General features: G+C 35.5%; 23 protein-coding genes and 1 pseudogene. 21 read left to right on the top strand and 3 right to left on the bottom strand.

Annotated features, from left to right (window positions below):
* The 3 genes from QZU77_RS08340 to QZU77_RS08350 form a co-directional block, all read left to right on the top strand.
* The coding region (locus QZU77_RS08340) for an aminotransferase class I/II-fold pyridoxal phosphate-dependent enzyme (protein WP_295603035.1) at nt 1–670 on the top strand (670 nt) is incomplete at its 5' end.
* An 11-nt stretch (nt 671–681) separates the two neighbouring features.
* On the top strand, nt 682–789 hold the full coding sequence (locus tag QZU77_RS08345; RefSeq protein WP_295603037.1) for a zinc-ribbon domain-containing protein: 108 nt from the start codon (nt 682–684) through the stop codon (nt 787–789).
* Nucleotides 790–1,017: 228 nt separating this feature from the next.
* Complete coding sequence (locus QZU77_RS08350; RefSeq protein WP_295603039.1) at nt 1,018–1,554, top strand: hypothetical protein; 537 nt, start codon at nt 1,018–1,020, stop codon at nt 1,552–1,554.
* On the opposite strand, the gene nudC is transcribed toward QZU77_RS08350, so the two are convergent.
* Nucleotides 1,546–2,340, bottom strand: a complete 795-nt coding sequence (nudC, locus tag QZU77_RS08355; protein WP_295603041.1) for an NAD(+) diphosphatase — start codon at nt 2,338–2,340, stop codon at nt 1,546–1,548. The genes QZU77_RS08350 and nudC overlap by 9 nt on opposite strands.
* Before the next feature lie 62 nt (nt 2,341–2,402).
* Here nudC and QZU77_RS08360 point away from each other — a divergent pair, with 62 nt between their 5' ends.
* From QZU77_RS08360 to QZU77_RS08380, 5 genes are all read left to right on the top strand, one after another.
* Nucleotides 2,403–2,903 (top strand): ferritin, encoded by a 501-nt coding sequence (locus tag QZU77_RS08360; RefSeq protein WP_295603043.1) that lies wholly within the window; start codon nt 2,403–2,405, stop codon nt 2,901–2,903.
* A gap of 43 nt (nt 2,904–2,946) precedes the next feature.
* Nucleotides 2,947–3,594 carry an adhesin gene (locus QZU77_RS08365; protein WP_295603045.1) on the top strand — a complete coding sequence of 216 codons (648 nt, stop codon included), beginning with the start codon at nt 2,947–2,949 and terminating at the stop codon, nt 3,592–3,594.
* A 10-nt stretch (nt 3,595–3,604) separates the two neighbouring features.
* Nucleotides 3,605–4,078 (top strand): NADAR family protein, encoded by a 474-nt coding sequence (locus tag QZU77_RS08370; RefSeq protein WP_295603047.1) that lies wholly within the window; start codon nt 3,605–3,607, stop codon nt 4,076–4,078.
* Nucleotides 4,079–4,148: 70 nt separating this feature from the next.
* Complete coding sequence (locus tag QZU77_RS08375) at nt 4,149–5,132, top strand: beta-ribofuranosylaminobenzene 5'-phosphate synthase (protein ID WP_295603050.1); 984 nt, start codon at nt 4,149–4,151, stop codon at nt 5,130–5,132.
* A gap of 31 nt (nt 5,133–5,163) precedes the next feature.
* Nucleotides 5,164–5,700 (top strand): ribonuclease H, encoded by a 537-nt coding sequence (locus tag QZU77_RS08380; RefSeq protein WP_295603052.1) that lies wholly within the window; start codon nt 5,164–5,166, stop codon nt 5,698–5,700.
* Here the strand turns inward: QZU77_RS08380 and QZU77_RS08385 are convergent.
* A complete protein-coding gene (locus QZU77_RS08385) occupies nt 5,697–6,350 on the bottom strand; it encodes an ERCC4 domain-containing protein (RefSeq protein WP_295603054.1) in 654 nt (217 codons plus the stop codon). The genes QZU77_RS08380 and QZU77_RS08385 overlap by 4 nt on opposite strands.
* 190 nt (nt 6,351–6,540) lie before the next feature.
* Nucleotides 6,541–7,215: pseudogene (locus tag QZU77_RS08390) on the bottom strand (SDR family NAD(P)-dependent oxidoreductase); the annotation flags it as partial.
* A 203-nt stretch (nt 7,216–7,418) separates the two neighbouring features.
* Here QZU77_RS08390 and QZU77_RS08395 point away from each other — a divergent pair.
* The 13 genes from QZU77_RS08395 (at nt 7,419) to QZU77_RS08455 (ending at nt 14,158) form a co-directional block, all read left to right on the top strand.
* A complete protein-coding gene (locus QZU77_RS08395) occupies nt 7,419–8,576 on the top strand; it encodes a site-specific integrase (protein ID WP_295603056.1) in 1,158 nt (385 codons plus the stop codon).
* A 32-nt stretch (nt 8,577–8,608) separates the two neighbouring features.
* Entirely contained in the window at nt 8,609–8,899 is a 291-nt protein-coding gene (locus QZU77_RS08400) for a hypothetical protein (RefSeq protein ID WP_295603058.1), read from the top strand.
* Between the two features lie 771 nt (nt 8,900–9,670).
* A complete protein-coding gene (locus tag QZU77_RS08405) occupies nt 9,671–9,835 on the top strand; it encodes a hypothetical protein (protein ID WP_295603060.1) in 165 nt (54 codons plus the stop codon).
* Nucleotides 9,814–10,098, top strand: a complete 285-nt coding sequence (locus QZU77_RS08410) for a hypothetical protein (protein ID WP_295603062.1) — start codon at nt 9,814–9,816, stop codon at nt 10,096–10,098. Before QZU77_RS08405 ends, QZU77_RS08410 begins: the two co-directional genes overlap by 22 nt.
* Nucleotides 10,099–10,100: 2 nt before the next feature.
* Nucleotides 10,101–10,784 (top strand): hypothetical protein, encoded by a 684-nt coding sequence (locus tag QZU77_RS08415; RefSeq protein ID WP_295603064.1) that lies wholly within the window; start codon nt 10,101–10,103, stop codon nt 10,782–10,784.
* Nucleotides 10,774–11,163: a hypothetical protein gene (locus tag QZU77_RS08420; protein WP_295603066.1), complete on the top strand. Its 390-nt coding sequence runs from the start codon at nt 10,774–10,776 to the stop codon at nt 11,161–11,163. The genes QZU77_RS08415 and QZU77_RS08420 overlap by 11 nt, the downstream gene beginning before the upstream one ends.
* A gap of 7 nt (nt 11,164–11,170) precedes the next feature.
* A complete protein-coding gene (locus QZU77_RS08425) occupies nt 11,171–11,407 on the top strand; it encodes a hypothetical protein (RefSeq protein ID WP_295603067.1) in 237 nt (78 codons plus the stop codon).
* Nucleotides 11,408–11,671: 264 nt separating this feature from the next.
* Nucleotides 11,672–12,160: a hypothetical protein gene (locus QZU77_RS08430; protein WP_295603069.1), complete on the top strand. Its 489-nt coding sequence runs from the start codon at nt 11,672–11,674 to the stop codon at nt 12,158–12,160.
* A gap of 44 nt (nt 12,161–12,204) precedes the next feature.
* On the top strand, nt 12,205–12,609 hold the full coding sequence (locus QZU77_RS08435) for a hypothetical protein (protein WP_295603070.1): 405 nt from the start codon (nt 12,205–12,207) through the stop codon (nt 12,607–12,609).
* 19 nt (nt 12,610–12,628) lie between these two features.
* Nucleotides 12,629–13,174: a DUF1523 family protein gene (locus QZU77_RS08440; RefSeq protein WP_295603071.1), complete on the top strand. Its 546-nt coding sequence runs from the start codon at nt 12,629–12,631 to the stop codon at nt 13,172–13,174.
* A gap of 41 nt (nt 13,175–13,215) precedes the next feature.
* Nucleotides 13,216–13,437, top strand: coding sequence for a hypothetical protein (locus QZU77_RS08445; protein WP_295603072.1), 222 nt, complete (start codon nt 13,216–13,218; stop codon nt 13,435–13,437).
* A 38-nt stretch (nt 13,438–13,475) separates the two neighbouring features.
* Entirely contained in the window at nt 13,476–13,859 is a 384-nt protein-coding gene (locus QZU77_RS08450) for a hypothetical protein (protein ID WP_295603073.1), read from the top strand.
* A 71-nt stretch (nt 13,860–13,930) separates the two neighbouring features.
* Complete coding sequence (locus QZU77_RS08455; protein ID WP_295603074.1) at nt 13,931–14,158, top strand: hypothetical protein; 228 nt, start codon at nt 13,931–13,933, stop codon at nt 14,156–14,158.
* Nucleotides 14,159–14,199: the final 41 nt, after the last annotated feature.

Consider the following 14,199-nt stretch of genomic DNA (forward strand, 5'->3'; position numbering starts at 1 on the left):
GATTGGCAAAATCTGGTCAAGGGAGGATTTGGACAGGATAAATGAGCTGTGCAAAAAGCATGACGTCATAGTGATTTCAGATGAGATCCATTGTGACTTAACCGATCCGGGAAAAACATACAATCCCTTCAAGGCAGAAGACCATGTCATCAGATGCCTATCCCCTTCAAAGTCCTTCAACATTGCAGGTTTTCAAAGCTCAATAGTCCACGCCACAAACAGGGAACTGTTGGAGAAAATCAAGGCGCAATTGCACGTCGACAATTCCGATTCATGCAACGTGTTTGCAACAACAGCAGTCATTGCGGCCTATAACGATTCTGAGGAATGGTTCGAGGGGTTAAGACAGGCATTATACGACAATAAGCAAACCGTTAAAGAGTATTTAACTGAGGAGCTGCCTGTTGTCAAGCTGGTTGAATGCGATGCAACTTATCTATTATGGCTTGACTGCTCAGCATTGAACACTCAATCAAAGGCCTTAAGTGAGTTTTTAAGGCAAAACCAGGGATTATTTTTATCTGCTGGCAGTGATTTTGGCCAGTGCGGTGACAATTTCTTGAGGATGAACATCGCTTGTCCTCCAGATTTGCTGAAACAGGGATTGGATAAGCTCAAGGCAGGAGTAATTGCCTTAAATAATATTAATAGATTATCAGGAAATATTTAAATGGTGATGATATGAAAACATGTCCAAACTGCGGATCAATACTTGCGGATAATGAGCCGTACTGCGACAACTGTGGGTTCAATCCGGATTTCGACTGTGACGATTGGGAAGATGAATGAGCAATCCTCATCATGTTCTCTTTAAATCACATTGAGCATAGATTAAAACAGTGTTTTATAACTGATCTTAAATTTAATTCAATCTTTTTTTTAATATTTTTCACATTTCAGTCGTCCTAATAAATTTCTTTTGAAACATCTATACTGAATCATTCAAAATAACCAATTCTATCTGATGTCAAAAATTATATACTTCAATGTCCCATAATATATATCAAGGGGGTAGCTATGGAAATCAGAATAAGCAATGATAATTCAAGGAATTATTATGATGAAGTATTGGGGGTAATGTCAAACTATAAGAAGCTGATTGAAAACCCAAAGCAAAAAATACAGGGACTGACACGACAGGCAACAATATTAACTGGAATCTCAATAGCGTTTCTAGCAATATTCTCAATATTGTATCTCAACGATGTCTCCAACATGTTATACATGATTGTAGTGATGATATTTGCCGCAGCAGTGGCTTTAGGCATAATATATTATCTTTTGATTAATCGAAGAATCAAAAGCATCCAGAATGACGCATCAGACAAAAGACTGATAATTGAAGACGATCATGTTGAAATGATTATGGATGGTGACAGGACAAGGCTTGAAATGTCCGACATCCAATATGTCCTCATGAACAAGCACTCAATATGCTTCCTTCCAAGAACTGAAAACACTAAAATGATAGCGGTCAACATCATATACAAGGATTCAGTACTGGATGCCATCAATGACAAGAGCATCATAATTGATAACACAGGATTATACTGAATCGATGAATTCCTGTATCAGCCAATCGGATATGCTGATGTCGGAACCGTATCTGATTATCTCATCTTTTTTAAACCATTTGGCCTTCACTATCTCATCACCATCAACCTTGATGTCACCGGAATCGTAATCGGCAGTGAAAGCCAGCATCAAAGAGTTAGGAAACGGCCATGACTGGCTTCTTTGATACTTCAGATTTTTGATTTTGACTCCAACCTCCTCAAGCACTTCCCTGTGAACGGCTTCCTCAATGGATTCGCCGGGCTCGACAAAACCGGCTATCAGAGCATACCTGATATTGTCATGGTAGCTGTGCTTGGCCATTAAAAGCTCATCACCTTTCCTGATTGCAACGATAATGGCAGGTGCGATGCGCGGATAATGGTTCTGGCCGCATGATGGGCATTTCATCATCATGTCCTTTTCATCCAGTTGTGTCTTGGCTCCGCACTTTCCGCAGAACCTGTGTGAGATGTACCAGTCCCTTACAAGCACGGCCTTACCTGCGATATGGTACAAGTCATGGCTGAACTCATAAACCTCAGGAAGAGGATTGAAGGAATCGGTGGTTTTGACATTGACGGCAAAAGCCCTTCTTCCATTATATTCCCCGATGAACAGGCAAAAATCAACATCAAAATCATCCAAAGTTTTAGGCAATTCATTATCCTCGGTTAAATGCAATTCCCTATCATCATTAAAAACAAATAAAATGTCATCATTGGTTGGCGTGATGCTGTCGCTGAAATCTATCTGATAATTATCGTATAATGACTTTTCTATCATAATATCTAATTATGTAGTAGGTTTTATATGAAATTAATTACAAAAATTATACTGGTGATAAAATGGTATCAGAAAATATGGAAAAAGCATTAAACGGTCAATTAAACGCTGAAGTTTACTCAGGATACTTATACTTATCCATGGCAGCCTACTTTGAAGATGAAGACTTAGCAGGATTCGCCAACTGGATGAGAGTGCAAGCAGAAGAAGAACTCGAGCACGGAATGAAATTCTACGACTACATCATAAGAAGAGGAGCATCCGTAACCTTAACAGCTATTGAAGCACCACAAACCGAATGGGACTCTCCTGTCGCAGCATTCGAACACGTTCTCGAACACGAGAAAAAGGTATCCGGTCTAATCAACGATTTAGTTGACTTAGCTATCGAAGAAAAAGACCATGCAACCAACAACTTCCTTCAATGGTTCGTTGAAGAACAAGTGGAAGAAGAGGAAAACGCTATGGAATTAGTCGCTAAAATCAAATTGGCAGACGGCGACAACAGATTAATATATGAATTGAACAAAGAATTAGGTGCACGCGCACCATCCGAAGACTAGAATCAATTTCTAGTCATTCACAACTTTTTTTTAGGTGTTAGTTATGGATTATCCGGAAGGCCCTACAGACACGGCTCAAGTCAACTCACAAGACTATGAATCCAAGGTGATTGGAGAAAACGAACTGGGAAGCGTATGCCTCCACGGTCCTTTTGGAGACATCAACTCCGACATCAAGATAGCTTACGTGATTGGAATGCACCCGCTTGAAAGCAAGTCACACCGTGCACTCTTCGATAAGCTAACTGGCATGCAGGATTTGAAGCACTGCTATTACTTATATAACATTAACGTTAACGACAAGGCCTCAGAAACCGAAGGACGGTTGGAAGGTCAATTGTTGGCACAGGAATTCATTAAAGAGGATATTATCAACAAGGAATATGACTTATTTTTAGATATTCACTCAAACCGTGGCTCACATGGTCCCGGCGAGTACAAGATAACCAATTTCATCTTTGCACCAGGGTTTGATGAGAAATCCGAAAAGATTATGAATCAGATACTGGACTGCATTGAGGAGATAACATACTATGCTCCCGAGTTCAGGTCAAGCCCTCCATACATTACAGAACCCACAGCCAAGGCGGGAATACCTACAATAGTCTATGAATGCTACTCATATGAGGATTACTGCCTCACATGCGAGCTGGCTGAAAAGCTGATCAATTGCGTTGACAACTTATTCTAGGTGAATAACTATGGAAATCATATGTTTCCACAGGCCCGATGAGGAAAACGGCTACCTTTCCAATTGGCACCACTCAGAATTCACAGTGGATGGTGTCAAGTACTCTTCAATGGAACAGTACATGATGCATAAGAAGGCCGAATTCTTCAATGACGACTGCATTGCCGAGTGCATAATGGACACTGACAATCCTGGTGAAATCAAGGATTTGGGAAGGAAAGTCTCCAATTTCGACACTCACCAATGGAATGGGGTCAGGCAAATAATCGTGTATGAAGGCTTGATTGAGAAGTTCTCACAAAACGCTGAGTTAAAAGAAAAGCTCAAATCAACAGGCGATGCGATTCTAGTGGAATGTGCAGTCAAGGATTTGATATGGGCAAACGGCACATCATTCTATGAGGATGACCGCTTTGACGTTTCAAAATGGAAAGGAGAGAACCTGCTGGGATACACCCTGATGATGGTTCGCCAAAAGCTTTGATTTTAAGAAAGTTTTATTATACATGAAGTATATAAATTAATTGTTAATTCAATTGAGGACGTGAAATATAATGATAATTAAGGCACCTTCAAGAATACATATGTCTCTTATTGATTTGAACGGGTCATATAGAAGAGTCGATGGTGGAATCGGTCTTGCATTGCAAGACCCGCAATTCATTTTAGAAGTAGAACAGACAGAAAGTGGAATCACCTTGGATTTTGCTGACACAGTCACTGATGAGGAAGCAATTGAGGAATGTAAGGAGAAAATCCCTGATGCGGCTAAAAGAACCGTGGAACATTTCAACATTGATTCAGGATTCCATTTCATTGTGCATCAAACCTACCCTCCGCATTCAGGTTTCGGAAGCGGAACACAAATCGCAGTGTCAACCGCACACCTGATAACCGAGACAATGGGTATCGAGATAGAAAGCCGTGAGTTAAGCAGCATCGTTGGAAGGGGAGGAACTTCAGGTATAGGAACCTACACTCACGATCTTGGAGGATTCATCCTTGATGGAGGACACAGCAAAGAGGAAAAACCATTGTTCCTGCCATCAGGCGCATCACAGGCAAAACCTGCAACACTGATTGCAAGATACGAGTTCCCAGAGGAATGGAATATCCTGATTGCAATACCTCACATTGAAAAGCATGTGGAAGGCGACGATGAGGTGGACGTGTTCCAAACTTATTGCCCTATCCCTAAAGAGGAAGTTGAGCAGGTGTCACACCTGATACTCATGAATCTTGTTCCTTTCATGCTTGAAAAGGACATTAAGAACTTCGGCTGGGCAGTTCATGAGCTTCAAAAGGTAGGGTTCAACAAGCTCGAGCATTCACTCGACGACAGCTACCTGCCTACTATGAAAGCGATTGAGGATGCTGGAGCATACGGTGTTGGAATATCATCATTCGGACCGGTATTATACACTATGTTTGATGAGTCAAACGCAGACATCGTCGAGAAGACCAAAGAGATTATTGGGGACAAGGGAACCGTCTTTGTCACCAAAGCGCAAAACCACGGATTCGTTATTGAAAAATAACATTCCCAAATTCTTTTTTTTATTGATTATTATGGCTATTTACACTTATTATACTGATGGTGCCGCCACCATGGTTAACCGGAATGGAAAATACCTCAGGCAAGCCGGCGGATGGGCATTCATATGCCTCAAGGACGGTGAAGAGATATCATCACAATCTGGAGGCTGCCCGCTGACAACCAACAATGAAATGGAGCTCTATGCGATATACGCTTCAATCCTTGATTATTTAGAAATCGCAAACAAGGAGGATTCACTGGTGATTTGTTCCGATTCGGCTTATTGCGTCAACATCTTCAAGAGCTGGGCTCACGGATGGCAGAAAAGGGGCTGGAGAAAAAGCGACGGAAAGCCAATCCAGAATCTTGAAATCATCAAGGCCATCTGGGAATTGATGAGTGGGGTTGAAGATATTAACTTTAGGAAAGTTAAGGGCCATTCCCGTGACAGGCTCAACAACAAGGTTGACAAGCTGGCCGTTGTTGCCAAAAAAATGGCAAAGGACACTGGCAAGACCACCGGATACAATCAACGTGATGATAAGTTGCTTGGAAGCAAGATAAACTAGTTCTTGATGTTTGTGATTATTTTCTGGGCGGTGATTGGTCCGATTCCAGGAACCTTGACCAGTTGTTTTGTGGAAACGCTTAACAGGTCGGTTAATGTTTTCAGTTTCAGGTGCTTGCAGATTGTGTGTGCCTTAATCGTGTTGACCCCCTCAATCAGCATAAGGTAATTGTATGCGATATTGTCAGTTTTTTCCATGACTGTTTTTTCGAAGGGGGATTTTTCAAGTGATATCTGGGCATATTTCTCTATCAGGGGAAATGACAATTCCTTGTTTGGGCTGATTATGACATTGGTTATGGTGCTTAGCCTTGCAAGGCTTTCATGAATTTCTGATGTTGTCAGGCTTGACTTTATTTTTTTCAGTTGCTTGTTGGTGTGGTTCTTTTGCTTTTCACTCCATTCTACAATGACATTATGGTTTTTAAAGTTATTGGTCTGTTTAATTGCCTGGTCGAATAGTCTTCCTTCATTGATGCTCCACATCAAATCAGGCATCGCCTTGTACTCGAACACTGCGCTGTCATTGCCTTCGGCGAATATGAAATCACCGATTTCGAGCTGTTCAATGATTACCTTGTATTTCGGCATATAGTATCTTGCAGCTTCACAAATCCTTGATGTTTCCCTGTTATCTATTTTGACTATCATTTTTCATCTTTCTTGTTGTTTGATGAAATAAGAATTTGTAACTGATTTTATAAATGATTTTGCTTTGTTTTGGGGTAAATTTTTCATTGTGAAAACAATATTTCGTTAAAATTAGAGTTGTGGTGTTATTTTTTGGAAATGGAAGCCAAGTTGTTATGGCTTCCATTTAAGCATATATTTTAAAATGTCATTAAATTTCGAATCCGCCGTCAGCCTTGATGATTTGACCGTCGATGAATGATGAGTCATCGCTTGCAAGGAATAATGCGAGGTGTGCAATGTCTTCGCCTTCACCGCATCTTTTGACTGGGCATTGGTCAATCATTTGCTGCAGTGCTCCTGGGCCTCCGATACTGTCGACCATTGCAGTGTGGATCAGTCCCGGTGCGATACCGTTGCATCTTATTTCAGGTCCGAGTTCCCATGCCATGGATCTTGTCAGTCCCATCATTGCATGTTTACTGTCTACGTATGCTGCAAATCCGTGGTGTGCTCCGAAGGATGCTACTGAACAGGTGTTGACGATTGTTCCTTTTCCTTTTTCCTTCATTACTGGTGCCACTAATTGTGTTAGGAGTAGTGCTGAGGTTACGTTCACGTTGAATACCCTGTTCCATTCTTCAAGTGTCAGTTCCATTAGCGGGGACATGGATAGCATTCCTGCATTGTTGAAGAGCACATCGATGGTTCCGTATTCTTCCATGGTTGCATCGTAGATTTTTTGAACGTCATCGAGGTTTGCCATGTCTGCGATTACATAGATTGCTTCGTTTCCTGCTGCCTTGATGTCGTCAACCACTGCTTTTGCCCTTTCTTCGTTTCTTCCGGTAACTACTACTTTTGCTCCTTCTGCTGCGAATAGTTTTGCGGATTCCCGGCACGCTACGAAACTGTTATGTTTTTAACCACAAAATAATAACAAAAAAATTTAAAAAAAAGTACAACAAAAATGTTACCAAAACCCTAAAAAAACACACCCACAAAAATGTTAAAAACCCCCAAAAATAATACTTATCATACGCTCTCTACCACCAACCAAAAATATATAAAAGAGGTATACATATGTTCATGAAAAACCAAGAAATCATTGACCAAATGGCTGCCGACCGAAACCTAAGAAAAAGCACAGCCCGAAAATATCGAACAGCACTAAATAGTTATTCAAAATTCCACAATATGACACTTCAAGAACTGCTAGACGAAGCAGACAAAGAAGAAGAACAGAGAATAAGAAGAAAAAAACGAAAAATAAAACAAAGACTAATAGATTACCGAGCATATATCTTTGAAGAATACTACCTGTCCACTGCCAAAGGATATTTCACATCAGTGAAAACATTCTATAATCACTTCGAAATCGAGCTACCTACACTACCTAGAATAAGTGAAAAAAATGCTAACACATCCGACCCTTTAAAATTTGAAGATTTACTAACCAAACCTATCCTAAAAAGGGTATTGGATAATAGTAGTGCGGTAATTCGTGCATTAATATTATTTGAAGCAAGCAGTGGTTGTGCTCTTGCTGAAACTATGAATTTAACTATCGGGGATTTTATTGAAGCGACTTCAAATCAAATTTCACCGTATCATAATAGTAATGATATATATGAAATAATTGATTTGCTCATTGATCGAACTGATATTGTTCCTACTTTCTATATGGTTCGTCAGAAAACAGGTAAATACTTTTATACATTCTGCAGTCCTGAAGCAACACATGCTATCCTTTCGTATTTATCTGTTTCCCGGAGGAAATTAGTTCCTGAAGATAAATTATTTAAAATTCATCAAAATGCTTATGTGCGTGCATTATCTAACCTTAACAGTGATTTGGGTTTAGGTAAAAAGGGAACTTATAATCGTTTAAGGACACATCAGTTAAGAAAGTTTCATGCTAGTAATCTTAGAAAGTCTGGTATGAGTATGGATGATATTAATGCTATTCAAGGTAAAGCTAAAGCACTTATTAATAGGCCTTATTTCTTTGATAATCCTCAACAGTTAAAAGAGGTTTATATAGAACATTTGGAAGCAGTCACTATTAATTGGAGTGTTAATAATATGGATATTAAAAGTAGTGAGTATCGTTTGCTTGAAAATGAGTTAAAACGTAAAAATGAGGAGTTTGAAGTTTTATCGGATACTGTTAATCAGATTGTTGATTCTTTGAATAATTCAATGACTCCGGAAGAGTTAACTCTTATTAAAAAATATGATCTATAAAAAAATTTTTTTAGATTGGGAGGTATTTTTTCATGTCTGAAGAAGAATATTATAAAGGGAAAGAAACTACACGAGCACATTTCACTATTGATGTTGAGTCTTGGGATAAGTTGTCTTATAATATTACAACATCACGAAGTAAGTTTTTACGTGATTGTATTTATAGGATTATTGATTCTGAAACTGAATTGGATGTATTGTATAAACGTATGGTTCGTAAACGTAAAGAGTTGCATTTATTGGAGATTGAGATTGAAGAGTTGAAGGATCGTATTGAAGAATTGGAAAAAGCAAAGGTTAAACGTGATATTAAAGTTATTTAAGCTTTAATATCTTTTTTTTATTTTTTGAAATATTACTACTCAAATGCTCTCTCTTGGTGATTCTTTATATTAATTTTTTTACAAAACTTTTATGTGGAGAGAGAAAAATTATTTTTTTTCTCCAGGGGAATATATTTTGTTTGTAAAAAAAATTATGAAAAGTAAGGGAGGTTCATTTAAAAAAGATTTTTATTTATGGAAAAAGTTGAGGATTATTTTTATTTAGGATATAAGTTGGTTTAATAAAAAAAATGGTTAATATTTGAGAATCAATTAGAATATTATGATAAGTAATAAAAAAATGGTTCTTTTTCAAGCTCACCAAATAGAGTGGTAATCTGGGAAAATACTGTCTTTTTTTCTACTTATCAATAATACTTTCTAATTCTCTTGTGGTTAATTATTTTAAAAAAAATAGTTGTTTTTCCGTTAAATATTTTATTTTATATTTTAAACCCCTTTTATAAAAAAAAAATTTTTTTAGAGAGACGACTACAATTTTTAGTATTTTAATTAACCAATTAATATATATTGTATAGTGTGTATTTATAGTTTTCTAAATTTAACAGTATACTGCTATTTTTTTCATTTTAACTTATTTAATAGTTTTTTCATAAAAAGGATGCCTCTGATAAAATAAGTAAATTATATATAGTATAAATTAAATACTATAATATACTAGTATATAAAACTTACTAGTGTAAACTAAATAATTGAAAAACCCCTAAAAAAAATTTTTTATAAAAAAAAATTTTAAAGAGATGAAAAAAAATGTCAGATGATAAAACATTCGAAGACTGCAAAGACGAATTACCAATAAGCGTAATATACGCCCTTGCAAAATACGGATACAACACACGAAAATATTTCAAAAAACACAATATGGATCCTGACAATTTTATGGAGATGATTACATGCAACACAAACCACTCCTAAATTATGCAAGATTCATAAAATGGGTGTTAAAAACATTTTTAATCACAATGATATGCAATGCGAATAAGGAAACACCAACACCAGCAAGATTAAAAAAACAAGAAACCGCAACTCCTAAAAAAACTAAAAGGTTTCAATTAAAAATAACACCAGAATTACTATTAATAATAATAGTGATCAGTGTGACAATTCTTTTACCAATAATATTACTTGCCACAGGGTGTATGGAATCAACCACTTATTATAATGGGAGAATAATATAAAAATGACACCCAAAGCTGAATTAAAAATATTATTCTACTCAAACTTAACAGCTGTAGAATTACAAAGAAAATTAAACATCAGCAATGAAGAATACCAGAAACTTCTGCAGGATGTTAAAAAAGAGTTAGAATTACCATCAAGTTACCGTAGAACACCTCATCGTTACGGTAAATATGTTAAAGACTCCTACTTTATTAAACAATATAATGAAGATGATTTTGAAGTATTAACATATGCACCAACACTGGAAGATGCAGAGAATAAACTACGATTATTTGATGATGGAATATCAGTATTCGAAATCGAACAAGCAACAGATGAACGCATGCTTGAATTAATCCATGAAGATTATTTCAATAAAAAATTATTATGGAGCGATATACTGAGAAAATATCAGATGCCCTACCATAAATTCTATAAATTATTGAATCAGTTAAAAAAAGAACATGGATTAACTGATAGTACCCGTACAAATCGTAACAGAAGATATATTTACAAATATAATCGTACTGGTAAATATATGATTCGTAAAAGCTTAAACGGTAAATTCAAAGCATTTGGCTATTATGCTGATGTTGATGTAGCAGTTAAAGTAAGAGATTACTTGGAAAGCATACAGTGGAATATTGCTAAATGGCAAAATGAAAAAGATAGGGTGGTAGAAGAAGCAAAAGATGCCTGCTAAATTTAAAGATCCAATACCATGGAATGATGATAATTTTCAAAGGATAATTAACGAAGATAATTATTATCATAATAAACGAATATTATTATCTCAAAAGTATAAGGACATTGAAAAATGCATATGGTGCGGTCAAAAATTCATTAAAAATCATCATAGTGAAAAATACTGTTGTGATGAATGCCGTACAGATGCCAGAAGGCAGCAGTTAAGAAACAGGTCACATCGTTGGTATCATCGTCATAAACATGAACTAACAGAGAAACAACGTTGGGGTCTTGGTTCAGGGACTCTTGGTGAACATATGCATGATGATTTCGAAAAAGAACAAAATGTAATTCAAAAAGAATTACAAAGGCTGAGAATTAAAAAGAACTGGTGAAAAAATAATGGCGAAGAAAAAATACATTGATAAAAAAGAGTTAGAAGAATTCTACACTGATTTGCATAAAATAATTGAAGATGTCGAAGAGGAAAATCCATTGAAAATATTAAGCTTTGCTAACAGCTTAGTACAGTATGGTAATAAACTCATTAACGATACTTACATTAAATTAGTGGCTCAAGGATATGATAAAAAAGAATTTGATGCATTTCTTAAAACAATGGTTAATAAGGAGGAATAACTACTGAATCCTATTAATCATGAGTTAAGAGAGTATCGTAATGCAATAGAACATTATAATCGTATATTGCATGAGGATGAATTAATTCGTAAAGGTGAATTACCTGACGATGGTAGGCCGTGTTTAACCGATGAAGATATTAGTAGAATACAGTCTAAAATCAGAGGTTTAACTGAGCAAAGGGATGAATTATTAATTAAAGAAAAGGATTACGCTGAAGTAATCTAAAATTGAATCCTAATATTTTTTGGAGGCATAATATATATGGATAAGATAATAATTAAGGATACTCATAATGCAGACAGTAGAACCATGGATGACAATGCCACAATGGATGATTTACTGCTTGCAACACAAGAACATATTAAAGATGTTCAAAAAGGTATGGAATTCTTTGCAGAGAAGTTAATTGAAGCCGGTCAAAAACATGACTGGACAAAAATCGACAACTTCGAAAAGGAATATGGTCCTTTATGCATGAGTAAAGTAGTTGATGATGAATTTAAGGCTGACCCATGGTGGTCAAAACATATTTATAATGAGCGTCATCATGTTAATGTTGATTTTAGACCTGATGTTGATTTGGTGGATATTTTTGAACATTTAGTTGATGATACTATGAGTGGTCGTGGTCGTGCGGGTCATTTGACTAGTGCTTATCAGGACATTGATCCTAAACTATTATATTTAGCATATTGGAATACGATAAGAAAACTTAATGATGTTATTCAGGTTTCTCATAAACCATTATAACATTTTATTTTAAACTAAAAAAAAATTATGTGGAGGTAGACTATATGTCTGAAGCAATTAATATGGAAGAAAATAAGACTGTTGATAATACTGTAATAGAGGATGAATCTTTACCTTTTGCTTATGCAGAGGTTGTAAGATTAATGAAGGATAATCTTGATTCTGACAAGATGATAAGGGAAAGGGTTAAAGTAGAAATGAACCGTTTCCTAGGACAAATCTTGAAAGATGTATGTAAACAATTAAATGAATATCCATATACTACTGTGGATTATGAAATGTTAAAAGAATGTTTATATCCTTATCAAAATATTACTAGGATTAATCAAGAAAAAGAAAGAATATTATTACATTTAGATGCTATTAAATCTGATTGTGATGCATTATCTGCTGATGTTCGTAAAACTTTAAAATTAAAAGACACTGCAGATGAAGAAAAACTATTCTAAAAATGGAGGTTGATGTATAGTGAGTTTTGTACCGCCTGATTGGATTACAGGATTATTAATATACGGAGCATACATTATCGTACCAGTAATTATAGGAGTATTATTGTTCTTATTATTTGCGGTTAAAAGACATCCATTAATTGGTACTGTATTATTCATAGTATGTGTACTGATTGGATTATTTGGCAGTAGTGTTTTATGGTGGGAGACTTATGAGGTTCCCTCCGTACAGTCAAAGGTCGTAACTGTTGATAGTTGGCAGCCAAAAGCCGGACTGCATGCAAATGAGAAAGGCATGATGGTGATTGATAATGCTAATGACTTAATGATGGTTACTAAGGATGGTGAATGTTTCTTAAATACGGAAAACTTCCTTTTCCAAAAATTCGAAACAAGAGATATATTAAACACTTTAAAACCCGGTTCCAAGGTGAACTTAACATATTATGGTTGGCGTAATGGGTTTAATAGTGGATTCCCTAATATATTGAATGCTACAGTCATTGACGATAGTCATGCGGAGAATGTAAGTCTTAATAGTTACTTTGGAACTAAAGTAATATAAAAAATAAATAAAATAAAATTGGGAGTATATTTTTAAGTATTATGTCAGATTATACTGTTGAAAGAAGCGGAAATGCTTCATGGACTGAAAGTAAAAGATATGTGATTAAGAAAGGTAAAAAAGAGGTCTTGAAATTACATGACCCTAAAGAAGCTGAAATGGTTTGTGATTATTTAAACCAGATAACTGGTGGTAAAAAGAAAAAACCAGCTAAAAAATCAGCACCTAAAAAAGATGAGGTTAAACCGGAAAAAAAGGATTAATCTCCTTTTTTAAAAGGAAATAATAAAATTGATAATTTATGTTTAGTAAAGTTAAAAATTTATTCAAAAAAGACCCTATTAAATCAGTTCAAGAAGAAAACAGACAAATACTATCTGATGCATTAGAAGGATTAGATAATATTGAACCTGTTTCTGAAACTAATTTGAATAATGAATATAATGAGGGTAAGTATATTCCTTTTTATGATCATTATCATGATGTGTGGGCTGTAAAAGACACTGCGGATAATGTTTGTCATCCTATGACTGGTAAGAATATGGCATATACTATCTGTATCTTGTTGAATAAATATGATTCTCGTTTGCATGATGCTTTAGATGAATTATCTAAAAAGGACCGTAAACTTGAAGATTTAGGTTATGATTTAACTGATTTGGATAAAGAATTGAATATTGGATAATTTTTATTTCTTTTTTTTCCAATATTTCTTTTCTCATTATTTATTTTTTTTAAGGAGAGGTGAATTTTTAAATGTCTGATGTGTATGTTGATATAAGGGTTAAAATACCTTCTAAAGAATTAGTGGATCCTCATTGTAATCATGATTTGGAAAATGCTTTTTATATTGCAGAAAATTTGGTTAGTGATATTAAAGATTTGGAGCATTATAATCTTGTTGATGTGGATGTTGTTAATGTTGGTAAGCTGAATCCTTTAGTTTTGGAGTTTTCGGATGATTGTTTAATGGAAGATTCCTGATTATAACTATTTCATATTTTTTTTATTATTTTTTTTTGTTG

The sequence above is a fragment of the uncultured Methanobrevibacter sp. genome (assembly GCF_902774605.1).
Classification (GTDB): Archaea; Methanobacteriota; Methanobacteria; order Methanobacteriales; family Methanobacteriaceae; genus Methanocatella.